The sequence below is a fragment of the Micromonospora nigra genome (assembly GCF_900091585.1).
Taxonomy (GTDB): domain Bacteria; phylum Actinomycetota; class Actinomycetes; order Mycobacteriales; family Micromonosporaceae; genus Micromonospora; species Micromonospora nigra.
Genome location: NZ_FMHT01000003.1, coordinates 1,571,615 through 1,595,000, shown reverse-complemented (window position 1 = coordinate 1,595,000; position 23,386 = coordinate 1,571,615). Strand labels below are relative to the sequence as shown.

Annotated in this window: 12 protein-coding genes and 2 rRNA genes (1 of these 14 only partly in view); 11 read left to right on the top strand and 3 right to left on the bottom strand. The window is 70.6% G+C overall.

Annotated features, from left to right (window positions below; all coding sequences use genetic code 11):
- Together GA0070616_RS06455 and rrf are read left to right on the top strand one after the other, a co-directional pair.
- Positions 1-3,043, top strand: a 23S ribosomal RNA gene (locus GA0070616_RS06455); it begins 67 nt to the left of the window's first position.
- A 107-nt stretch (positions 3,044-3,150) separates the two neighbouring features.
- Positions 3,151-3,267 (top strand): 5S ribosomal RNA (gene rrf / locus GA0070616_RS06450).
- 135 nt (positions 3,268-3,402) lie between these two features.
- On the opposite strand, the gene GA0070616_RS06445 is transcribed toward rrf, so the two are convergent.
- Entirely contained in the window at positions 3,403-4,086 is a 684-nt protein-coding gene (locus tag GA0070616_RS06445) for a hypothetical protein (RefSeq protein WP_091090063.1), read from the bottom strand.
- Positions 4,087-4,154: 68 nt separating this feature from the next.
- Here GA0070616_RS06445 and GA0070616_RS06440 point away from each other — a divergent pair, with 68 nt between their 5' ends.
- From GA0070616_RS06440 to GA0070616_RS06430, 3 genes are all read left to right on the top strand, one after another.
- Positions 4,155-6,773 carry a valine--tRNA ligase gene (locus GA0070616_RS06440; RefSeq protein ID WP_091077831.1) on the top strand — a complete coding sequence of 873 codons (2,619 nt, stop codon included), beginning with the start codon at positions 4,155-4,157 and terminating at the stop codon, positions 6,771-6,773.
- Positions 6,774-6,874: 101 nt separating this feature from the next.
- Entirely contained in the window at positions 6,875-8,146 is a 1,272-nt protein-coding gene (locus tag GA0070616_RS06435) for a bifunctional folylpolyglutamate synthase/dihydrofolate synthase (protein ID WP_245712947.1), read from the top strand.
- Entirely contained in the window at positions 8,143-8,544 is a 402-nt protein-coding gene (locus GA0070616_RS06430) for a DUF4233 domain-containing protein (protein ID WP_091077824.1), read from the top strand. The genes GA0070616_RS06435 and GA0070616_RS06430 overlap by 4 nt, the downstream gene beginning before the upstream one ends.
- A 117-nt stretch (positions 8,545-8,661) precedes the next feature.
- Here GA0070616_RS06430 and GA0070616_RS06425 read toward each other — a convergent pair whose 3' ends face one another.
- Positions 8,662-10,005 carry a VOC family protein gene (locus GA0070616_RS06425; protein WP_091077821.1) on the bottom strand — a complete coding sequence of 448 codons (1,344 nt, stop codon included), beginning with the start codon at positions 10,003-10,005 and terminating at the stop codon, positions 8,662-8,664.
- A gap of 143 nt (positions 10,006-10,148) precedes the next feature.
- Between GA0070616_RS06425 and ndk the strand changes: the two genes are divergently transcribed.
- The 3 genes from ndk (at position 10,149) to GA0070616_RS06410 (ending at position 14,961) form a co-directional block, all read left to right on the top strand.
- Positions 10,149-10,574 (top strand): nucleoside-diphosphate kinase, encoded by a 426-nt coding sequence (gene ndk / locus GA0070616_RS06420; RefSeq protein WP_091077816.1) that lies wholly within the window; start codon positions 10,149-10,151, stop codon positions 10,572-10,574.
- Between the two features lie 342 nt (positions 10,575-10,916).
- Positions 10,917-14,120 (top strand): isoleucine--tRNA ligase, encoded by a 3,204-nt coding sequence (gene ileS / locus GA0070616_RS06415; protein WP_091077813.1) that lies wholly within the window; start codon positions 10,917-10,919, stop codon positions 14,118-14,120.
- Between the two features lie 142 nt (positions 14,121-14,262).
- Positions 14,263-14,961, top strand: a complete 699-nt coding sequence (locus GA0070616_RS06410) for a lysophospholipid acyltransferase family protein (protein ID WP_091077810.1) — start codon at positions 14,263-14,265, stop codon at positions 14,959-14,961.
- 133 nt (positions 14,962-15,094) lie between these two features.
- Here GA0070616_RS06410 and GA0070616_RS28670 read toward each other — a convergent pair whose 3' ends face one another.
- Positions 15,095-16,627 carry a hypothetical protein gene (locus tag GA0070616_RS28670; protein ID WP_281187832.1) on the bottom strand — a complete coding sequence of 511 codons (1,533 nt, stop codon included), beginning with the start codon at positions 16,625-16,627 and terminating at the stop codon, positions 15,095-15,097.
- Between the two features lie 188 nt (positions 16,628-16,815).
- On the opposite strand from GA0070616_RS28670, the gene GA0070616_RS06400 reads away from it, so the two are divergent.
- The 3 genes from GA0070616_RS06400 to GA0070616_RS06390 all read left to right on the top strand — a co-directional run bounded on the left by GA0070616_RS06400 (position 16,816) and on the right by GA0070616_RS06390 (position 23,202).
- On the top strand, positions 16,816-18,855 hold the full coding sequence (locus tag GA0070616_RS06400; protein WP_091077807.1) for a TIGR03960 family B12-binding radical SAM protein: 2,040 nt from the start codon (positions 16,816-16,818) through the stop codon (positions 18,853-18,855).
- 198 nt (positions 18,856-19,053) lie between these two features.
- A complete protein-coding gene (locus GA0070616_RS06395; RefSeq protein WP_281187830.1) occupies positions 19,054-19,809 on the top strand; it encodes a TIGR03936 family radical SAM-associated protein in 756 nt (251 codons plus the stop codon).
- A gap of 129 nt (positions 19,810-19,938) precedes the next feature.
- A complete protein-coding gene (locus tag GA0070616_RS06390) occupies positions 19,939-23,202 on the top strand; it encodes an Rne/Rng family ribonuclease (protein ID WP_245712682.1) in 3,264 nt (1,087 codons plus the stop codon).
- The last annotated feature ends 184 nt before the right edge of the window (positions 23,203-23,386 follow it).

The following is a 23,386-nucleotide window of genomic DNA, read 5'->3' as shown; positions in this document are numbered from 1 at the left end:
GCGATAGGCCTGGGGGAGCTGTCAACCAAGCTGTGATCCCAGGGTGTCCGAATGGGGGAACCCGGCATCAGTCATGTGATGTCACCTGCACCTGAACACATAGGGTGTATGGAGGGAACGCGGGGAAGTGAAACATCTCAGTACCCGTAGGAAGAGAAAACAAATTAGTGATTCCGTGAGTAGTGGCGAGCGAAAGCGGATTGAGGCTAAACCGGCTGCGTGTGATACCTGTCAGGGGTTGCGTGGTCGGGGTTGTGGGACCTTGCTACACGAGCTGACACTCGTGTGAGGAGTTACAAAGTCAGTTGCTAGCCGAACAGTCTGGAATGGCTGACCGTAGGCGGTGAAAGTCCGGTAGGTGAAAGTGGCTGACCTCCTGTGAGTGTTCCCGAGTAGCGGCGGACCCCTGAAATCTGCCGTGAATCTGCCAGGACCACCTGGTAAGCCTAAATACTTCCTGGTGACCGATAGCGGACGAGTACCGTGAGGGAATGGTGAAAAGTACCCCGGGAGGGGAGTGAAATAGTACCTGAAACCGTTCGCCTACAATCCGTCGGAGCCTTGCGGGGTGACGGCGTGCCTTTTGAAGAATGAGCCTGCGAGTTAGTGGCATGTGGCGAGGTTAACCCGTGTGGGGGAGCCGTAGCGAAAGCGAGTCTGAATAGGGCGATTCAGTCGCGTGTCCTAGACCCGAAGCGGAGTGATCTAGCCATGGGCAGGCTGAAGCGCGGGTAAGACCGCGTGGAGGGCCGAACCCACCAACGTTGAAAAGTTGGGGGATGACCTGTGGTTAGGGGTGAAAGGCCAATCAAACTCCGTGATAGCTGGTTCTCCCCGAAATGCATTTAGGTGCAGCGTCGCGTGTTTCTTGCCGGAGGTAGAGCACTGGATGGTCTAGGGGGCCCACAAGCTTACCGAAATCAGCCAAACTCCGAATGCCGGTAAGTGAGAGCGCGGCAGTGAGACTGCGGGGGATAAGCTTCGTAGTCGAGAGGGAAACAGCCCAGATCACCAGCTAAGGCCCCTAAGCGTGTGCTAAGTGGAAAAGGATGTGGGGTCGCATAGACAACCAGGAGGTTGGCTTAGAAGCAGCCACCCTTTAAAGAGTGCGTAATAGCTCACTGGTCAAGTGGTTCCGCGCCGACAATGTAGCGGGGCTCAAGCACACCGCCGAAGCTGTGGCATTCACATGTGACTTCGCAACGCCTTGATGTGTTGTGCAGGTGTGTGGATGGGTAGGGGAGCGTCGTGCCGGGGGTGAAGCAGCCGAGTGATCGAGTTGTGGACGCGGCACGAGTGAGAATGCAGGCATGAGTAGCGAAAGAAGGGTGAGAAACCCTTCCGCCGGATGACCAAGGGTTCCAGGGCCAGGCTAATCCGCCCTGGGTGAGTCGGGACCTAAGGCGAGGCCGAGAGGCGTAGTCGATGGACAACGGGTTGATATTCCCGTACCCGCGAAAGAGCGTCCCTGATGAACCTCGTTGTGCTAACCACCCGAACTGTCGGAGGTCTTCGGACCGATGATGGGGAGCGTGGGAACCTGACGGGTAGTAGTCAAGCGATGGGGTGACGCAGGAAGGTAGCTGATCCCGGCCGGTGGTTGTGCCGGGGTAAGCGTGTAGGCCGTGTCGTAGGCAAATCCGCGACGCATGAAGGCTGAGACGTGATGCCGAGCCGATTCAGGTGAAGTCAGTGATCCTATGCTGCCGAGAAAAGCCTCTAGCGAGTTCTGAGCGGCCCGTACCCCAAACCGACACAGGTGGTCAGGTAGAGAATACCGAGGCGATCGGGCGAACTGTGGTTAAGGAACTCGGCAAATTGCCCCCGTAACTTAGGGAGAAGGGGGGCCGGAGACGTGAAGCCCCACGCGGGTGGAGCGTTGTATGGCCGCAGAGAGCAGGGGGAAGCGACTGTTTACTAAAAACACAGGTCCATGCGAAGAAGTAATTCGATGTATATGGACTGACGCCTGCCCGGTGCTGGAACGTTAAGGGGACCTGTTAGCTCTTCGGGGCGAAGCGGAGAACTTAAGCGCCAGTAAACGGCGGTGGTAACTATAACCATCCTAAGGTAGCGAAATTCCTTGTCGGGTAAGTTCCGACCTGCACGAATGGCGTAACGACTTCCCCACTGTCTCAACCACAGGCCCGGCGAAATTGCATTACGAGTAAAGATGCTCGTTACGCGCGGCAGGACGGAAAGACCCCGGGACCTTTACTATAGCTTGACATTGGTATTCGAATTAGCTTGTGTAGGATAGGTGGGAGCCGGTGAAGCTCATACGCCAGTATGGGTGGAGGCAATCTTGAAATACCACTCTGGTTGATTTGGGTATCTAACTTCGGACCGTTATCCGGTTCAGGGACAGTGTCTGGTGGGTAGTTTAACTGGGGCGGTTGCCTCCTAAAGGGTAACGGAGGCGCCCAAAGGTTCCCTCAGCCTGGTTGGCAATCAGGTGTTGAGTGCAAGTACACAAGGGAGCTTGACTGTGAGACTGACAGGTCGAGCAGGGACGAAAGTCGGGACTAGTGATCCGGCACTTGCGAGTGGAAGCGGTGTCGCTCAACGGATAAAAGGTACCCCGGGGATAACAGGCTGATCTTCCCCAAGAGTCCATATCGACGGGATGGTTTGGCACCTCGATGTCGGCTCGTCGCATCCTGGGGCTGTAGCAGGTCCCAAGGGTTGGGCTGTTCGCCCATTAAAGCGGTACGCGAGCTGGGTTTAGAACGTCGTGAGACAGTTCGGTCCCTATCCGCCGTGCGCGTAGGATACTTGAGAAGGGCTGTCCCTAGTACGAGAGGACCGGGACGGACGAACCTCTGGTGTGCCAGTTGTCCCGCCAGGGGCACGGCTGGTTAGCTACGTTCGGAAGGGATAACCGCTGAAAGCATCTAAGCGGGAAGCTCGCTTCAAGATGAGGTATCCCACCCACCATTGGTGGGGTAAGGCCCCCAGCTAGACGACTGGGTTGATAGGCCGGAAATGTAAGCCCGGTAACGGGTTCAGTTGACCGGTACTAATAGGCCGAGGACTTGACTACCAAGCTGCTACGCGTCCACTGTGCAACTCTAGACAAACGAACACACCACACCACACCCCAGAAACATCGGGGTCGATGGAACGGTTTGTTTGACATGTCCATAAAGTTACGGCGGTCATGGCGGAGGGGAAACGCCCGGCAACATTCCGAACCCGGAAGCTAAGCCCTCCAGCGCCGATGGTACTGCACTCGGGAGGGTGTGGGAGAGTAGGACACCGCCGGACACACATTCGTTCAGGGCCACCCCATTTCATGGGGTGGCCCTGAACGCATTCCCACACCACACCACACCCGAGCCGGACACCCACCAAAACCGGGACCTGAGGGCGGTGAGCCCCCGCACGGGGCCGGCGAGCGGCTCAGCGGCGGGTCTGGACCGTCTCGCGGATCTCGCGGAGCAGGCGGGCCGAGTCGTCGACCGAGCGGCCCGGGAACATCGCCATCACCACACTGCCGTGGTCGGCCCAGCCGCAGACCGCGAAGTCGCCGCCCTCACCGCTGGTGGTGCCGCACTTGACGAACCCGCCGAGCCGACCCGCCGGGACCTCCCGCAGGCCGGTCACCTCCCCGGGAGTCTCCGTCATCAGGCCGAACAGGCTGTCCAGGTCGCGTTCCGGCTGCCAGAGCAGGGTGGTGCCGCCGAAGATGAGCACCGAGCGCCTCTCGTCGGCCGGGTCGCGGTAGACGGTGCCGAAGCTGCGGTCGAGCTCGATGTCGGCGGCGAAGCCGGAGCGCAGGTAGTCGGCCGTGTTGCGGGCCCGTTCGCTGTCGTCCCGGACCAGGCCGGCGACCCGATCGGGGGTCGCGATGTCCGCGTCCTTCTGCTGGGCGATCCGCCAGCCGGCGGAGCCCAGGGCGCCGGCTCCCAGCAGCCCGAGCGCCGCCAGGGCGGCCAGGATCGCCCGCCGACGCCGCGACCCACCGGCTCGTCGGGTCGAGGGCTCCGCCGAACCGGGATGGCTGAGCTGGAACGGCTCGTCGGTCAGGTCGACGGGCTCGGCCCGACCGGGGAGCTGACGCTCGGTGAGATGTGCGTCGGACATGCCGACACCGTACGCGAAGCACCGGTGGCGCATGCCGGGTCCGCCGAAGCGCTCCGTAGACTCTCAGGGTGACCGAGAGACTGGATGCCCGACGCCCCGACGCCCCGACCCTTGCCGGCCAGTACCAGCCCGGCGAGGTAGAGCAGCGACGGTACGAGCGTTGGGTGGCCGACGGTCGGTTCCGGGCGTCCGCCGGCAGCGACAAGCCCGCCTTCACGGTCGTCATCCCCCCGCCGAACGTCACGGGCTCGCTGCACATGGGCCACGCGCTCGACCACACGGTGCAGGACGCCCTGGTGCGGCGTAAGCGGATGCAGGGCTTCGAGGCGCTGTGGCTGCCCGGCATGGACCACGCCGGCATCGCCACCCAGAACGTGGTCGAGCGGCAGCTCGCCGGTGCGGGCCTGTCCCGGCACGACCTGGGCCGGGAGACGTTCGTCGAGCGGGTGTGGCAGTGGAAGGCCGAGTCCGGTGGTGCGATCCTGGGCCAGATGCGTCGCCTCGGTGACTCGGTCGACTGGGACCGTGAGCGCTTCACCATGGACGAGGGCCTGTCCCGGGCCGTCCAGACCATGTTCAAGAAGCTCTACGACGACGGGTTGATCTACCGCGCCAACCGGATCATCAACTGGTGCCCGCGCTGCCTCACCGCGTTGTCCGACATCGAGGTGGAGCACACCGACGACGACGGCGAACTGATCTCGATCCGCTACAGCGACGAGGTCGTCGTGGCGACCACCCGGGCCGAGACCATGCTGGGCGACACGGCGGTGGCGGTGCACCCCGACGACGAGCGGTACCGGCACCTGATCGGCACCGAGGTCGAACTGCCGTTGACCGGCCGTCGGATCCCCATCGTCGGTGACGCGCACGTCGACCCGGCCTTCGGCACCGGCATGGTGAAGGTGACCCCGGCACACGACCCGAACGACTTCGAGATCGGCCAGCGGCACGGCCTGCCGGCCCTGACGATCATGGACGAGCGCGGCGTCATCACCGCTTCCGGCCCGTTCGAGGGCCTGGACCGCTACGAGGCGCGGCCCGCGATCGTCGCCGCACTGCGCGAGCAGGGCCGGATCGTGGCCGAGAAGCGGCCGTACGTGCACGCGGTGGGTCACTGCTCGCGGTGCCGTACCACGGTCGAGCCCCGACTGTCGTTGCAGTGGTTCGTCAACACCTCGCCGTTGGCCGAGGCGGCCGGCGACGCGGTCCGCGACGGCCGGGTGAAGATCGAGCCGGCGGAGCTGGCGAAGCGTTACTTCGCCTGGGTCGACAACATGCACGACTGGTGCATCTCGCGGCAGCTGTGGTGGGGTCACCGGATCCCCGTCTGGTACGGCCCGGCCGGTGAGATCGTCTGCGTGGGACCGGACGAGGAGCCGCCCACCGGCGAGGGCTGGCACCAGGACGAGGACGTGCTGGACACCTGGTTCTCCAGCGGCCTGTGGCCGTTCTCCACGCTCGGCTGGCCGGAGCAGACCCCCGACCTGGCGAAGTTCTACCCGACCAGTGTGCTGGTCACCGGGTACGACATCCTGTTCTTCTGGGTCGCCCGGATGATGATGTTCGGGCTGTACGCGATGGACGGCCGACCGCCGTTCGACGTCGTCGCCCTGCACGGCATGGTGCGTGACGAGCACGGCAAGAAGATGTCGAAGTCGTTCGGCAACGTGGTCGACCCGCTGGACTGGATCGAGCGCTTCGGCGCTGACGCGACCCGGTTCACCCTGGCCCGGGGTGCGAACCCGGGCGGGGACGTGCCGGTGAGCGAGGAGTGGTGCCAGGGCTCCCGCAACTTCTGCAACAAGCTGTGGAACGCCACCCGGTTCGCCCTCATGAACGGCGCGCACACGCGCGGTGGGCTGCCGCCGGTCGACGACCTGTCGACGGTCGACCGATGGATCCTGTCCCGGCTGTCGCACGTGACGGCCGAGGTGGACGAACAGTTCGAGGCGTACGAGTTCGCGAAGGTCTGCGACCTGCTGTACCACTTCGCCTGGGACGACGTCTGCGACTGGTACGTGGAGTTGAGCAAGCCGGTACTGGCGGCCGGTGGTCCCGCCGCCGACACCACCCGCCGCGTTCTCGGGCACGTGCTCGACCACCTGCTGCGGCTGCTGCACCCCGTGGTCCCGTTCGTCACCGAGGAGCTGTGGACGGCGCTCACCGGTGGCGAGACGGTGATGACCGCAGCCTGGCCGGTCGCCGACCGCGCGCTGGTCGACGATGCCGCCGAGGCGGAGATCGGCACCCTCCAGCGGGTGGTCACCGAGATCCGCCGGTTCCGTTCCGACCAGGGCCTGCGCCCGACGCAGCGGGTCGCCGCCCGGCTCGACGGGTTGCCGGGTGCCGGCATCGCCGGGCACGAGCCGCTGATCCGCTCGCTGGTCCGCCTCGACGAGGCGGGGGACGGCTTCCAGGCCAGCGCCACCCTCGCTATGCCCGGTGAGGTGGCCGTCGCGCTGGACACCCGCGGCTCGATCGACGTGGCCGCCGAGCGGGCCCGCCTCACGAAGGACCGCGCGGCCGCCGAGAAGGAGGCGGGCCAGGCGCGGGCGAAGCTCGACAACCCGGCGTTCGTCGGCAAGGCTCCCGAGCACGTGGTTGCCAAGATCCGCGAACGGCTGGCCGTTGCCGAAGCCGACCTGACCCGGATCGACGCCGCTCTGGAGGCGCTGCCCTCGTGACCGACCACACCGACACCTCGACTGCCGGCCGGGCGAGCCGTGCCGCGCAGACCGGCTTCGCCGCCGTCGAGGCCGAACTGGCCGGCCGCGGCTTCACCCGGATGGTGTTCGAGCTGGACCGGATCGCGGCCCTGCTCGACCTGCTGGGCAGCCCGCAGCGGGCGTACCCGTCGATCCACCTGACCGGCACCAACGGCAAGACCTCCACGGCCCGGATGATCGACTCGCTGCTGCGGGCGTTCGGGCTGCACACCGGCCGGTACACCAGCCCGCACCTGGAGACGGTGCGGGAACGGATCAGCCTGGACGGCGAGCCGGTGGACGAGGAGCGGTTCACCGCCACGTACCGGGAGGTGGAGCCGCTGGCCGAGCTGGTGGACGCCCGGTCGGCGGAGCCCCTGACGTACTTCGACATGACCACGGCGCTGGCGTTCGCCACGTTCGCCGACGCGCCGGTCGACGTCGCGGTGGTCGAGGTGGGCCTCGGCGGCGCGGAGGACTCCACCAACGTGATCCAGGCCGGGGTGTGCGTGCTCACCCCGATCGGGCTGGACCACACCGAGTTCCTCGGCGACACGCTCCAGGACATCGCCCTGGCCAAGGCCGGCATCATCCACCCCGGGGCCACGGTGCTCTGCGCCGCGCAGGAGGAGGAGGCCGCTCGGCCGATCCTCGAACGGTGCGCCGAGGTGGGCGCGACCGTCGCCCGGGAGGGGGTCGAGTTCGGGGTGCTGCGGCGGGCCGTGGCGGTCGGCGGGCAGATGCTGAGCATCCAGGGCCTGGGCGGCGTCTACGACGAGGTGTTCGTCCCGCTGCACGGTGCCCACCAGGCGCAGAACGCGGCGGTGGCGCTCGCCGCCGTCGAGGCGTTCCTCGGCGCGGGCGCGAAGCGGCAACTGGACGTGGAGACCGTCCGCGAGGGCTTCGCCACGGCGACCTCGCCGGGCCGCCTCGAACGGGTCCGCACCGCACCGACGATCCTGCTCGACGGCGCCCACAACCCGCACGGCATGGCCGCCACGGTCGCCGCGCTCCAGGAGGAGTTCGCCTTCAGCAAGCTGGTGGCGGTGCTCGGCGTGCTCGCGGACAAGGACGCGGCAAGCCTGCTGGAACTGCTCGAACCGGTCGTCGACCAGGTGGTGGTGACGCGCAACAGCTCGCCCCGGGCGATGCCGGCACGGGAACTGGCGGCGCTCGCCGCCGAGGTGTTCGGGCCGGACCGGGTCGAGGTGGCCGAGGAGATGCCGGACGCGATCGAGGTGGCCGTGACGCTGGCCGAGGAGGACGTCCCGGGCGAGCTGGCCGGGGTCGGGGTGCTGGTCACCGGGTCGGTGGTGACCGTGGCCGACGCCCGCCGGCTGTTGAAGCGATGACCGGCCGTACGCCGGAGGACGAGCCGGTGGCCGCATCGCCGCCGCCGGGCGAAGGTCCCCGCCGGTCGGGGCTGCGGGACCCGCAGCGGGCGGTACGGGGACTGGGCGCGGGCACCCTCGGCCTGGAGGCGCTGGTGCTGCTGCTGGCCATCCAGCCCATCCGGGTGGTCGGCGGCGATCTGGGCGGCGCGGCGATCGCGGCGGTGGCGGCCCTGGCCGTGGCCGCGATCGTGCTGGCCGGCATGATGCGCCGGCCCTGGGCCTGGCACGCCGGCACGGCCCTCCAGGGCCTGCTGATGCTGGCCGGTCTGCTGCACTGGTCGCTGTTCGCGCTCGGGGTGATCTTCGCGCTGGTCTGGGCGTACGCGCTGCACGTGCGACGGGTCATCCTCGGCTGACCCGGGCCGGCGGCCGTGCCGGCACCTGTCGCCCGGGCGGCCCCGACGTGATCAGGCGTACGGGCCGGGGTGGATCCGGGCGGCCGGGGTGGGCCACGGCGTACGCCCCGGCGTGGATCAGGCGTCGGCGCGCTCGCGCCACTGGGTGAGCGCGATGCCGTGACCGTCCGGATCCCGGAAGGCGGCGGCCCACACCTCCAGTCTGGTGCCCCGGTTGACCACCCGGGGGGCGTACGTGAACCGCACCCCGGTGTCGCGGAGCCGCTCGTACGCTGCCTGGATGTCGTCGACGTCGAGGTTGACGTGGACCAGCCGGCGGCTGATCGGTGCCGCCCCGGTGATCTCGCGCAGCACCAACCTGGTCGCCCCGGACGCCAGTACCGCGTTGCCGGATCCCCGGTCGACCTCGGTGAAGCCGAGCCGGTCCCGGTAGAACTCCAGCGACCGGTCCAGTTCGGTGACCAGCAGGGTCAGGCCCACCCCGCTGATCGGGCCCGCCGGGTCGGCGGCGTCGGGGTCGAAGCCGAAGATCGCCTCGTCGAGATCCTCGGTGCTGACGTCCTCCTCCCGCTCGACCTTCTCCCGCTCGGGTCGGGACCTGCCCGGAACCGGACCGTCGTCGAGCGGGAGGTCGATCGGGTCGGCGAGGTCGGGTGCGACGGCCGGGTCGGCGTGGGTGGTGGGAGCGGGCGGGTCGAAGCGTTCCTCGGCCGGGGTGCGCGGGGCGGGGGTGGCCCGGCGGGGCAGGGTGCCGCCGACCGTCTGCTCGACCAGGATGCCCTCCAGCACCACCGGACCACCGGGGCGCTGGTGCAGCCGCGGCGGTTCGTCCGCCCGCACCGGCAGGTCGGCGCGCGGCGGTTCCCGCATCGGGTCGCCCACCGGGTCGCGGACGTCGTCGTGGAAGTCGTCCTCGGCGGCGCGGTCGGCCCACGGCGGGGCCTCCTGCCGGATGAGCGTCTCGTCGACGGGTTCCGGTTCGGCGTACCCGGACGGCAGGTCGACCCCGGCGGCGGTCTCGGCGGCGGTCTCGGCGTGGGTCGGCACGTCGTCCCAGAGCACCCGGACGTGGCGCTGGTCGTCCAGAGCCACCCGGATGGGCAGGGTCTGGCCCAGCGACGGCCACTTGGCCACCGGCACCCGCGGCTCGATGATCTTCTTGGAGCGGGGCGGCAGGCCCGGCGCGTCGATCACCAGTTGCAGTTCGCAGCGGCCGAACGCGTACTGGGTGGGCGGCTCGGACGCGCTGTGCACATGCCCGGCCCCGACCACCCAGGTGCGCCCGCCACCGCGCACGGTGGCCAACGCGATCGCCAGCACCAGCAGCGCCACCCCCAGGGCGACGATCGCCCAGCTCGTCATGCCGAGGCCGAAGAGCACCACGAACGTGGCCACGGTGCCCAGCACCGCCGCGATCAGCCTGCGTACCGGTGCGATGGGCCGGCTCCCGCCATTCGCCACTGTGGACCTCCCGAGGGTCAAGGGCCAGGCTAGGCCGGACGGGCCGCCGGGGGAAGGACCAGCCGCCGCGCCGGCGCCGGGGCCGGGTCGCTAGGCTGACCGTACCGAGCCCGGCCCCCTTCCGCTCACAGGAGGAACCCAGCGTGTCCAGCAGCAGCGCGGACGAGCGCACGCTCGTACTGATCAAGCCCGACGCGGTCCGCCGCGGACTGGTCGGCGAGATCATCTCTCGCTTCGAGCGCAAGGGGCTGCGGATCGACGCGATGCAGACGCGGACGCTGGGTGGTGACCTCGCCGACCAGCACTACGCCGAACACGTCGACAAGCCGTTCTACCCGCCGCTGAAGGCGTTCATGACCGGCGGCCCACTGGTCGCCCTGGTGCTCTCCGGCGACCAGGTGATCGACGTGGTCCGGGCGATGATCGGCAGCACCGACGGCCGCAAGGCCGCCGCCGGCACCATTCGGGGCGACCTCTCGCTGTCCAACCGGGAGAACCTGGTGCACGCCTCCGACTCCCCGGACAGCGCCAAGCGCGAACTCGGGCTCTGGTTCCCCGAGCTGGGCTGAGGCAGGTCCGCGCCCACCGGGCCCGCTTCCCCGCGCCATGATCACCACGGTGGCCCGGTGGGGGATTAGTCGGCGGCGGGCCGGGGGTGGGGGCGGGTAGGATCTGGGCGTACGGCGATGATCCGGCTATCACCGGTGAGCCTCCGGAAGAACGGCCGGGTGACCGGCTCAGTAGAACCGGACGGGTCCGGCCCGTCACAGCCGGCCAATGAGCGGGCGGTCGATCCTGGCCGCCAAGCGGGGTGGTACCGCGGGTCGACGCGGGGCGCCGGCAACGGCGTACCCGATCGGCTCGTCCTCGCAGACCACACGACAGTGAGCTGCTGAGGAGAGCGACCCCCGATGGCCTATCCGTTGCACGACCCGACCGCCGCCGGTGTCCCGGCGAGCCCGGACCTGCCCGCGGTCGAGCGCCGGGTCCTGGAACACTGGACGGCCGACAAGACCTTCGAGGCCAGCGTCGAGGCCCGGCCCGCCTCCGGCCGGTCGCCGGCGGACTCCGTCGCCGGGGGCGGCTCCGCCGACAACGAGTACGTCTTCTACGACGGCCCGCCGTTCGCCAACGGGCTGCCGCACTACGGCCACCTGTTCACCGGGTACGTCAAGGACGTGGTGCCGCGCTACCAGACCATGCGCGGCCGGCGGGTGGAGCGCCGTTTCGGCTGGGACTGCCACGGCCTGCCCGCCGAGGTGGTGGCCGAGAAGCAGCTCGGCATCACCAGCAAGGCGGAGATCCTCGACCTGGGCGTGGCCCGGTTCAACGAGGCGTGCCGCACCTCGGTGCTGGAGTTCACCCAGGACTGGGAACGCTACGTCACCCGACAGGCCCGCTGGGTCGACTTCGCCAACGACTACAAGACCCTCGACCTGGACTACATGGAAAGCGTCATGTGGGCCTTCAAGACCCTGCACGACAAGGGTCTGGTCTACGAGGGCTTCCGGGTGCTGGCCTACTGCTGGCGCTGCGAGACACCGCTGTCGAACACCGAGACCCGGATGGACGACGTCTACCGGGACCGGCACGACCCGACCCTGTCGGTGTGGTTCGCGCTCACGGCGGACGAGAACGCCCCCGAGCTGGTACGCGGGCCGGTGAAGCTGGGGGTGTGGACCACCACGCCGTGGACCCTGCCGTCGAACCTGGCGCTGGCCGTCGGCCCCGAGATCGAGTACGCGGTGCTGGAGCGCGACGGCCAGCGGTACCTGGTCGGCGCGGCCCGGCTGGCCGCGTACGCCAAGGAACTGGAGGGGTACGAGCTGCTCGGCACGGTGCGGGGCGCGGACCTCACCGGTCGCCGCTACGTCCCGCTGTACGACTTCCTGGTCGAGCGGGCGGGTGACCACGCCTACCAGGTGCTCGGGGCGGAGTTCGTCACCACCGAGGACGGCACCGGGATCGTCCACCTCGCCCCGGCGTTCGGCGAGGACGACCAGAACGTCTGCACCGCCGCCGGCATCCCCACCATCGTCACCGTCGACGACCACACCCGGTTCACCTCGCTGGTGCCGCCGTACCAGGGCGAGCAGGTGTTCGACGTGAACAGGTCGGTGATCCGCGAGTTGAAGGAGCGGGGGGTGGTGCTCAAGCAGGACACCTACACCCACCCGTACCCGCACTGCTGGCGTTGCGACACTCCGCTGGTCTACAAGGCGGTGTCGTCGTGGTTCGTCGCGGTGACCCGGTTCAGGGACCGGATGGTGGAGCTGAACCAGCAGATCAACTGGACCCCGGGGCACATCAAGGACGGCTCGTTCGGCAAGTGGCTGGCCAACGCCCGGGACTGGTCGATCAGCCGGAACCGGTTCTGGGGTTCGCCGATCCCGGTGTGGCGCTCCGACGACCCGGCGTACCCGCGGGTGGACGTGTACGGCTCGCTGGCCGACCTCGAGCGGGACTTCGGCGTACGCCTGACCGACCTGCACCGGCCGGCGGTGGACGACCTGGTCCGCCCCAACCCGGACGACCCGACCGGGCGCTCGATGATGCGCCGGGTGCCGGAGGTGCTGGACTGCTGGTTCGAGTCCGGCTCGATGCCGTTCGCCCAGGTGCACTACCCGTTCGAGAACCGCGACTGGTTCGAGCACCACTACCCGGGCGACTTCATCGTCGAGTACATCGGGCAGACCCGCGGCTGGTTCTACACCATGCACGTGCTGGCCACCGCACTGTTCGACCGGCCGGCGTTCCGCAACTGCCTCAGCCACGGCATCCTGCTCGGCTCGGACGGGCGCAAGATGTCCAAGAGCCTGCGCAACTACCCGGACGTCTACCACGTGTTCGACTCGTACGGCTCCGACGCGATGCGCTGGATGCTGATGTCCTCGCCGGTGCTGCGCGGCGGCGACATGGCGGTCACCGAGTCGGGTATCCGCGACGCCGTCCGGCAGGTGCTGCTGCCGCTGTGGAACGTCTGGTACTTCTTCTCGCTGTACGCCAACGCCGACGGGTACGTGGCGAAGCGGAAGGTCGACGCCGGGTCGGCCGGTGGCGTCGCCGCCGGACACCTGCTCGACCGGTACGTGCTGGCCAAGACGCGGGAACTGGTCGAGACGGTCGGCGCGCAGATGGACGCGTACGACATCTCCGGTGCCTGCGCCACCGTCCGGTCCTACCTGGACGCGTTGACCAACTGGTACGTGCGACGGTCCCGGGACCGGTTCTGGGCGGGCGACGCCGACGCGTTCGACACCCTGTGGACGGTGCTGGAGACGCTGTGCCGGGTGGTCGCGCCGCTGGTGCCGCTGACGGCCGAGGAGATCTGGCGCGGCCTGACCGGTGAACGCTCGGTGCACCTGACCGACTGGCCGTCGGCCGACGAGTTCCCGGCCGACCACGACCTGGTCGCCGCGATGGACGCCACCCGGGAGGTGTGCTCGGCGGCGTTGTCGCTGCGCAAGGCCAAGGGGCTGCGGGTGCGGCTGCCGCTGTCGCGGCTGACGGTCGCCTCGCCGACCGCCGACGCCCTGCGTCCCTTCGCCGACCTGGTCGCCGACGAGGTCAACGTCAAGGCGGTCGAGTTCACCGACGAGGTGCAGGCCTACTGCCAGCAGGTGCTGACCGTGGTGCCCCGGGCGCTGGGCCCCCGCGTCGGCAAGCAGGTCCAGCAGGTGATCAAGGCGGTCAAGGCGGGGGAGTGGGAGCTGCACGACGGCGTACCCGTCGCCGCCGGGGTGACCCTCGCCGAGGGCGAGTACGAGCTGCGCCTGGTCGCCGCCGACGCCGAGCACTCCGCGCCGCTGCCCGGCGCCGACGGCGTGGTGGTGCTGGACACCGGGGTCACCCCCGAACTGGCCGCCGAGGGGTTGGCCCGGGACGTCGTGCGGGTGGTGCAGCAGGCCCGCCGCGACGCCGACCTGGACGTCTCGGACCGGATCGTGGTGACCGTCTCGGCGACGGAGGAGGTCCGCGCGGCGGTGTCGGCGTACGCCGGGTTCGTGGCCCGGGAGGTGCTGGCCGACTCGGTCGACTTCGCCGACGGGGTCGACGGCTTCACCGGCGAGGTCGGCGAGGGCGACCGGGTGACGGTGGCCGTGCGACGGGTGTGACGACCTGACCATCCGGGGGCCGGCGGATTCCGCCGGCCCCCGGGCCGCCCACCGGCCGGACCGTCCGCCACCCGCAGAGGGCGCGGTGCGACCGTCCGCTACGGTGACACCGCCTGTTCGGACACGATCTGCCGGAGGACCAGTGCCGCTGCTCTACACCATCGGCAAGCTCACCGTGGCTCCCACGATGCGGCTGGCGCTCCGACCGACCGTGGAGGGGCTGGAGCACATCCCGGAGACCGGCGGTGCGATCTTCGCCGGCAATCACCTGTCGGTCGCCGACGAGTTGCTCCTCGGCACGGTGGTGCCCCGCCACCTGGCCTTCTGGGCCAAGTCGGAGTACTACAAGGGCACCGGGATCAAGGGCGCGATCCAGCGGTTCGTGCTGGAGGGCCTGGGGGCCATTCCCGTCGAGCGGGCCGGCGGGCGGGCGGCGCTGTCCGCCTTCGACGCGGCGATTCCCGCGCTCAGGGGCGGCGACCTGGTCGCCATCTACCCGGAGGGAACCCGGTCGCCGGACGGGCGGCTCTACCGGGGGCGCACCGGCACGGCCCGGTTGGCCCTGGCCGCGGGAGTGCCGGTCATCCCCGTCGGCATGATCGGCACCGACAAGGCCCAACCGATCGGGGCGCGGATGCCCCGGCCGGGCCGGGCGAAGATCATCGTGCGGTTCGGTAAGCCGTTGGACTTCACCGGGCGTTCGGACGACCGGACGTCGCTGCGGCAGATGACCGACGAGTTGATGAGCGAGATCCAGAAGCTCACCGGCCAGGAGTACGTGCCGCGCTACGCGCCGCCGCGTGGTCACCCGCCGGTCGCCGGCGAACCCGACGGGGCCTGAGCCGTCCCGACGGGTTGAGCCGTCCCGACGGGTTGAGCCGTCCCGACGGGTTGAGCCGTCCCGACGGGTTGAGCCGTCCGACGGGTTGAGCCGTCCCGACGGGCTGAGTCGCCCGGGGCGCGGGAACCCCGGCTCACTGCGCGTCAGTGGTCACGATCTGTTGCCGCAGGGTGTCGAGCAGGCGGGCGCTGTCGTCCACCGACAGGCCGGTGAACACGGCGCTGGTGATGCTGCCGTGGTCGACCGAGGTGCAGACCACCACGCCGGTGCCGTTGGCCCGGCCCACGGCGCAACGCCCGTACCGACCCCGGACGTTGGTCTCGACGACCTGGCTTTCCCGCAGCGCGTACTGGCCGGAGAGGCGTTCGATCTCCGCCTTCGCGTCGGACTCCGGGGTGAACCGGATGCCGGTGCCGCCGAAGACCGTGATCCGTTTGCCGGCGGGGGTGGTGTAGATGCCGGCGAAGGTGTCCTCGGCGAGCCAGTGTGCCTGGCGTACCTCGCTCTTCAGCTTCCTGACCGCCTCCTCGCTGCGGTCGTCCTCGCGCAGGCGCAGGTCGTTGACCTGGGCGGGGAGGGCGGCGTCGACGGGGTACTGGCTGAACATGGGCGTGCCGTAGTAGGCCGGGCAGCCGCAGCAGCAGGCGATGGTCAGCAACAGCAGCCAGGGCCAGCGGCGCCGCTTGCGCTTGACGGCCGGAGGCGCCTGCGGGCCGGGTGGCGGCGGGGCCGGGCGCGGCGTGCGGCCGCGCCGCTGCTTCGTCGCAGGCGCGGCCACCGCCGGTGCCGGGTGGGGCGGCGGGTAGGCCGGCGACGGGGAGACGGAGCGGGCCACCTGCGGGGGCGGCGGGGCGACGTGCCGGGCCGCCGGCGGGGGCGGTGAGACCGGGTAGGCGACCGGGGCCGGCGGTGGGGAGGTCGGGCGGGCCATCGGCGGGGACGCCGGGGCGGGCGACACGGGCGGCACCGGGTACGGCCGGGTCGGCGCCGGTGGGGGTGGAGGCGGCGGCAGGGCCGGGAAGTCGGCGGACGGCAGCTCCCAACCGCCGGTGTCCGCGCCCGCCCACGGGTCGACCGGCACCTGGTGTTCCGGCTGCGGCGTCGGTGTCGGCGGCACGGGGGTCGGCTCGGCCGACTCACCCCATGAGCGGCGGCGCACGGGCGGCGGCGGAACCGCTGCCGAACCACTGAAGCGTGCCGCCTCGTCGGTCGCCTGCCCGTCGGTCAGTTTGCGGGTGCCGTGCGGGCCGGCCGCCGGCCCGTCGGTCGGTTTGCGGGTGCCCTGGTGGTCGGCGTCCACGGCTTCGGCGGAGAACCTGCGGGTGCCCTGAGGGCCGGCCGCCAGGGCCTCGGCGGACAGCTTGCGGGTGCCCGACGGCCCCGAACCGGCGTCCGGGTCGGGCGTCGTCGTGGCGGCGTCCCGCGCCGGCAGCTCGTGGGTGCCGTTCGGGCCGGCGCTCGGCTGCTCGGCGGTGGGGGCACCGGTGGATGGGGCAGGGGTGGGGTTCGCGATGGGATCGGCCGCCGTGGCGTCGGCCGGCGGCACGGCCGCGCCGTGCTCCTCGGTGACCGCCTGCTCCTCGGTGACCGCCTGCTCCCCGTGCCCGCGGGGGTCCGGGGTGTTCCCGTCGACCGGCCGGTCTGCTCCCGGCTGCGGCTCCGGCATCGTCGGCAATCTCCTCTCACGCCGATCCGAGGTTAGTACCGTCGTGCCACCATCGACGAGCCGGCCGGGCCCGGTGGGCGTCTGCGCAGGTCGGGCAACCGGCTGTCGGCGCGGTCACCGGATGACGACGGCCCGGGGGCGTACGCCGTCGGCGGTCGGCGGCGGGCAGGCGCGTACCCTTGGGCATCATGAGTGTCCCGTCCACCACGGCGCGCCCGACGGCGGCCAGTTCCGATGACAACTCCGGCTCGACGCGGCCGTCGCCGCGCCGCGACCTGGAACGTTCGGTCTGGTCCCGGCTGGAGCCGCTGCTGCCCCAGGTGACCAAACCCATCCAGTACGTCGGTGGTGAGCTGGGCGCGGTGGTCAAGGACTGGGATGCGGCGACCGTCCGCTGGGCGTTGATGTATCCCGACGCGTACGAGGTCGGCCTGCCCAACCAGGGCGTGCAGATCCTCTACGAGGTGCTCAACGAGTTGCCCGACGTGCTGGCGGAGCGCACCTACGCGGTCTGGCCCGACCTGGAGAAGCTGATGCGCGCCCACGGCGTGCCGCAGTTCACCGTCGACGCGCACCGCTCGGTACGCGACTTCGACGTGTTCGGCGTCTCGTTCTCCACCGAGCTGGGCTACACCAACCTGCTCACCGCGATCGACCTGGCGGGGATCCCGCTGCTGGCCGTCGACCGCACCGACGCCGACCCGGTGATCGTGGCCGGGGGGCACGCCGCGTTCAACCCGGAGCCGATCGCCGACTTCGTCGACGCGGCCGTGCTGGGCGACGGCGAGGAGGCGGTCCTGGAGATCACCGCGATCGTCCGGGAGTGGAAGGCCGAGGGCTCCCCGGGTGGCCGCGACGAGCTGCTGTTGCGGCTGGCCCGCACCGAGAGCGTCTACGTGCCGCGCTTCTACGACGTGGACTACCTGCCCGACGGCCGGATCCAACGGGTCGTGCCGAACCGGGCGGACGTGCCGTTCCGGGTGCACAAGCGCACGACGATGGACCTGGACGCCTGGCCGTACCCGAAGAAGCCCCTCGTCCCGCTGGCCGAGACGGTGCACGAGCGGTACGCGGTGGAGATCTTCCGGGGTTGCACCCGGGGCTGCCGGTTCTGTCAGGCGGGCATGATCACCCGCCCGGTGCGGGAGCGTTCGATCACCACCGTCGGGCAGATGGTGAAGGAGGGGCTGGAGTTCTCCGGCTTCCACGAGGTGGGCCTGCTGTCGCTGTCCTCGGCCGACCACTCGGAGATCGGTGACATGTGCTCCGGTCTCGCCGAGCAGTACGCGGGCACCAACGTGTCGCTGTCGCTGCCGTCGACCCGGGTGGACGCGTTCAACATCGACCTGGCCCAGGAGCTGTCCCGCAACGGGCGCCGCACCGGCCTGACCTTCGCCCCGGAGGGCGGATCGGAGCGGATCCGCAAGGTCATCAACAAGATGGTGTCCAAGGAAGACCTGATCCGTACGGTGGTCACCGCGTACACCAACGGCTGGCGGCAGGTGAAGCTGTACTTCATGTGCGGTCTGCCCACGGAGACCGACGCCGACGTCCTGGAGATCGCGGACATGGCGCACGAGGTCATCAGGGCGGGTCGGGCCGCCACCGGCTCGAAGGACATCCGCTGCACGGTCTCCATCGGCGGTTTCGTACCGAAGCCGCACACCCCCTTCCAGTGGGCGCCGATGGACCGGCCGGAGGTCATCGACCACCGGCTCAGGATCCTCAAGCAGGCGATCAACTCGGACCGTTCGCTGGGCCGGGCGATCGGCTACCGCTACCACGACGGCGAGCCGTCGCTGATCGAGGGCCTGCTCAGCCGCGGTGACCGCCGGGTCGGCGCGGTGATCCGCCGGGTCTGGGAGGACGGCGGCCGGTTCGACGGCTGGAGCGAGCACTTCTCGTACCAGCGTTGGGTGGACGCCGCCGCCGAGGTGCTGCCGGCCTTCGGGGTGGACCTCGACTGGTACACCACCCGGGAGCGTGACGAACTGGAGGTCCTGCCCTGGGACCACCTTGACTCGGGTCTGGACAAGGACTGGCTCTGGCAGGACTGGCAGGACGCGCTGTCCGAGTACGAGCAGGACGACTGCCGGTGGACCCCGTGCTTCGACTGCGGTGTGTGCCCGTCGATGGACACGGAGATCCAGATCGGTCCCACGGGCCGCAAGCTGCTCCCCCTGACCCCGGTCAGCGGCCTGAAGCTCCCCCCGACCCCTGCCAACTAGCCCTGGGCCGGGGGCCTCCGGTCAGGGGTCTCCCGCCAGGGGCCCCGGGCAGGGGTCTCCGGCCCCCCGCGCGCCCCGCCCCCGAAACGTTGATCATGAAGCTATCCTCTCTTGCACGACGTGTCGCCGGTGACAACGTCATGATCAACGGGGTCTGACTCGACGAGGAGCACGACGATCAGCAAGAGAACGCAACCCGTGGGCGGACAGGCGCCGGTCGTCCAGCGCGTCCGGATCCGGTACGCCAAGCGTGGGCCGCTGCGGTTCACCTCGCACCGGGACTTCGCGCGGGCCTTCGAGCGGGCGCTGCGCCGCGCCGGTGTTCCCATCGCCTTCTCCCAGGGTTTCACCCCTCACCCCAAGATCTCCTATGCCAGCGCGGCCCCGACCGGTGTGGCGAGTGAGGCCGAATACCTGGAGATCGCCCTGCGCGAGCCGGTCGACCCCGCCGCGCTGCGGGTCGCGTTGGACGCCGCGCTCTCGCCCGGGCTCGACGTGCTCGACGCGGTGGAGGCGACGGGCGGCAGCCTGCCCGACCGGATCCAGGCGTCCCACTGGCGGATCGAGCTTCCCGAGGTGGAGCCGGTCGCGCTGGGGCAGGCGGTGGCTGCCTTCACCAGCGCGGACGAGGTGCTGGTCGAGCGGATGACGAAGCAGGGACGGCGCACCTTCGACGCCCGGTCGGCCGTCATCGCCATCGATGTGATCAACCCGTCGGAGATGCCTTCCGGGGCTCCGGCCGTACCGTGTGCGATACTCGAACTGGTCGTGCGGCAGGTCACCCCGTCCGTACGACCCGATGACGTCCTTTCCGGCCTCCGCGTGGTGGCCGGCCTGGAGCCGGCGGTCTCGCCGAAGGTGATCCGGCTGGCTCAGGGCACGCTGACCGCGCAGGGCGCGATCGTGGATCCGTTGGACGCGGACCGCGACGGGGCAACCATCGGCGGGCGCTGACCGACGGTCAGGGCCCAGGCAGGCAGACTTCGCCGGTCGCGTAACGCGCCTGGCGGAAACACCTTTTTGCGGCGACCCTGCGTGGCAGCGCTCACCCGCGCCCGGGGCAGCCAGAACTGGAGAACGTCCATGCTCGAGAACGAGCCCGAGGGCGGCGAACGGACCGGTTCACAGCCGGCCGGGGAGACCGCCGACCACCGCACCGTCGACGGCGTCGACCGGACGCCCGGCACCGACCGCCGGGGCGGTGCCGCCGGGGCGACGCCCGAGGCTACCGGTCCGCGCTCCGCCGAAGGCGGGTCGCCCGAGGCCGACCCGGAACCGGCCGGCGAGGGGGAGTCGACCGACGCGGGCCTGACCGTCGAAGCCGAGCCGGCTGCCGAAGCCGAGCCGGACGTCGGTGCCGGCACGGCCGACGGGGCCGGTGCCGCCGACCTCGGTCCCGCCGCCGGCACCCCCACGGCCACCGTCGACCCGGGCGCCCCCGCCGGGTCGGGGCTGACCAGTGGCACCGCGGCGATCGAGGGACCGACGGTGGCGGAGGCAGCCCCGCCGCGCAAGCGGGCCACCCGCCGCCGGGCCACGTCCGTCGCCCAGCCCGAGCAGACCGAGGCCCCGGTCGAGGCCCCCACCGGGACCGTTCCCGGCAGCGGCGAGGCCCCCCAGGCCGAGGTGTTCGCGCCGGTCTCCGGTGACCTGGACGCCGCCCCGAAGACCACGCGCCGCCGCCGCAAGGCCACCACCAGCACGAAGGCCGCCGAGGAACCGGCCCTCTCCGCCGCCGAGCCGGCCGCCGAGGAGGTGCCGCCGGTGAAGGCCACCCGCACCCGCCGGCGGAAGACCGCCACGCCGACGCCCGAGCCGACCGCCGCGGACACCGGTGTGGAGCCCGCGGCCGGCACGGACTTCGGTGCCGCCGCGCCTTCCGCGCCGACCGGCGCCGCCGCGTCCTCGACCGTGGTCGAGGACGCAGCGTCCGAGTCCACCGGGTCCGCCGCCGCCACCCCGGCCGAGCCCGCCGCGACGGAGCCCGCGACGACCGGCGAGCCCGAGCCGGAGCCCCGGACCCGACGCCGCCGGGCTGCACTCGCCGCGCCCACCGTGCTGTTCATGGCCCCACTTCCGGAGGACGCCCCGATCGTCCGGCCCGCGGCGCCCGAGCCGGTCGTGGAGGAGGCCGCCGAGGAGCCGGCCGAGCCGTCGCGCCGTCGCCGGCGGGGCCGCCGGGACGTCGACACCACCGAGGCCGTCGAGGCCGTCGCGCCGGTGGAGCCCGTCGAGAAGGCGGAGGAACCGGCGACCGAGGCCGACGAGACCGCCGACGATGACGAGGACGACGACACCGCCGCCGCCCGGCGCCGCCGCCGGCGTGGTCGCCGGGGACGCGGGCGGGGCAAGGGCGGCGCCGACGACACCGACGACGAGGAGTCCGAGGAGGAGGCGCGCACCGAGGACGAGGCCGACGAGGAGGCCGAGGACGACGCCGAGGGCGGCGAGGGGATGACCCGCCGTCGGCGTCGCCGTCGCCGCCGGGGCGCGGGGGACGCCGAGGGCAGCGCCGACGACGGCGTGCCGACGGTGGTCAAGATCCGTGAACCCCGCCGTACGGTCGACGAGGTGCAGGGCGTCTCCGGTTCCACCCGGCTGGAAGCCAAGCGTCAGCGCCGGCGCGACGGCCGGGAGCAGCGGCGGACCCGTCCGCCGATCCTGAGCGAGTCCGAGTTCCTGGCCCGCCGCGAGGCTGTCGACCGGGTGATGGCCGTGCGGCAGCGCGGCGACCGGACGCAGATCGCGGTGCTCGAGGACGGCGTGCTGGTCGAGCACTACGTGACCCGCAACTCCGCCACCACGATGGCCGGCAACGTCTACCTCGGCAAGGTGCAGAACGTGCTGCCCAGCATGGAGGCGGCCTTCGTCGACATCGGGCGTGGTCGTAACGCCGTCCTGTACGCCGGTGAGGTCAACTGGGACACCACCGGCCTGGAAGGGCGGGCGCGTTCCATCGAGCAGGCCCTCCGGTCGGGCGACTCGGTGCTGGTGCAGGTGACCAAGGATCCGATCGGCCACAAGGGCGCCCGGTTGACCAGCCACATCGCGCTGTCCGGTCGGCACCTGGTCTACGTGCCCGGCGGCAACGCCTCCGGCATCAGCCGCAAGCTGCCCGACACCGAGCGCAAGCGGCTGCGCGACGTGCTGAAGAAGCTGGTGCCCGAGGGCGCGGGCGTGATCGTGCGTACCGCCGCCGAGGGGGCCAGCGAGGACGAACTGGCCCGGGACGTCAAGCGGCTCCAGGCGCAGTGGGAGGACATCCAGGCCAAGGCCACCGAGGGTGGCGCGCCGGTGCTTCTCTACGCGGAGCCCGACCTGGTCATCCGGGTCGTGCGGGACCTGTTCAACGAGGACTTCCGCGACCTGGTCATCGAGGGCGACCAGTCGTACGACATGGTCGAGTCGTACCTGTCGCACGTGTCGCCGGACCTGGTCGAGCGGCTGCGCCGGCACGTCGGCACCACCGACGTGTTCGCCGAGTACCGGATCGACGAGCAGATCCTCAAGGGCCTGGACCGCAAGGTCTTCCTCCCCTCGGGCGGTTCGCTGGTGATCGACCGGACCGAGGCGATGACCGTGATCGACGTCAACACCGGCAAGTACACCGGCACCGGGGGCAACCTGGAGGAGACGGTCACCCGCAACAACCTGGAGGCGGCCGAGGAGATCGTCCGACAGCTGCGGCTGCGGGACATCGGCGGCATCGTGGTGATCGACTTCATCGACATGGTGCTGGAGTCGAACCGTGATCTGGTGCTGCGCCGGCTGACCGAGTGCCTGGGCCGGGACCGCACCAAGCACCAGGTCACCGAGATCACCTCGCTGGGTCTGGTGCAGATGACCCGCAAGCGGATCGGCGCGGGCCTGCTGGAGGCGTTCAGCGAGACCTGCGACTGCTGCAAGGGCCGGGGTCTGATCATCCACACCGAGCCGGTTCCGGAGAAGTCCCGCTCCGGTGGCGGTGCGGGGGAGAAGGTCAAGGCGGTCGCCTCGGCGGTGACCGGCGGTGAGCAGCCGACCACGTCGTCCCGCCGCCGGGCCCGCAAGAGCGCGCCGACCGAGCGGACCGTGGTCGAGGTCACCGAGGACGAGGTCGCCGAGGAGATCGCCGCCCCCACCGTCGAGGCGGACTACCACGACACCATGGGCTACGACCTGTCCCGGTACGAGTCGGACACCGCCGCCGCACCCGAGGTCGCCGACAGCCAGCAGGGCGAGTCGGCGCGGTTGGCTGCTCCGGACGACCCGGACGCCCTCGGCGACACCGACGAGGACACCGCCGAGGGGGGCGCCGGCCGGCGCCGGTCCCGTCGGGGTGGGGCACGGCGGCGTACCCGGCCGTGACCGACTGACCGTGGCGCGACGCGGCCCCTTCCGACGGTGGTGTCCGACGGGAGGGGCCCTGTCGTATGGTCGAGCCCGGCCGGACCGCCCGGCGGGTCACAGCCCGGGTGCGGGCCGGCCGGAGGGTCACAGCCGGGCAACCGGGCCGGCCGGCGGGCCACAGCCGGGCAACCGGGCCAGCCGG

Coding starts and splice junctions, on each gene's coding strand:
- GA0070616_RS06445 (WP_091090063.1), bottom strand. CDS start 4,086: ATGTCCGACGCACATCTCACCGAGCGTCAGCTCCCCGGTCGGGCCGAG.
- GA0070616_RS06435 (WP_245712947.1), top strand. CDS start 6,875: ATGGTGTTCGAGCTGGACCGGATCGCGGCCCTGCTCGACCTGCTGGGC.
- GA0070616_RS06430 (WP_091077824.1), top strand. CDS start 8,143: ATGACCGGCCGTACGCCGGAGGACGAGCCGGTGGCCGCATCGCCGCCG.
- ileS (WP_091077813.1), top strand. CDS start 10,917: ATGGCCTATCCGTTGCACGACCCGACCGCCGCCGGTGTCCCGGCGAGC.
- GA0070616_RS28670 (WP_281187832.1), bottom strand. CDS start 16,627: ATGCCGGAGCCGCAGCCGGGAGCAGACCGGCCGGTCGACGGGAACACC.
- GA0070616_RS06400 (WP_091077807.1), top strand. CDS start 16,816: ATGAGTGTCCCGTCCACCACGGCGCGCCCGACGGCGGCCAGTTCCGAT.
- GA0070616_RS06390 (WP_245712682.1), top strand. CDS start 19,939: ATGCTCGAGAACGAGCCCGAGGGCGGCGAACGGACCGGTTCACAGCCG.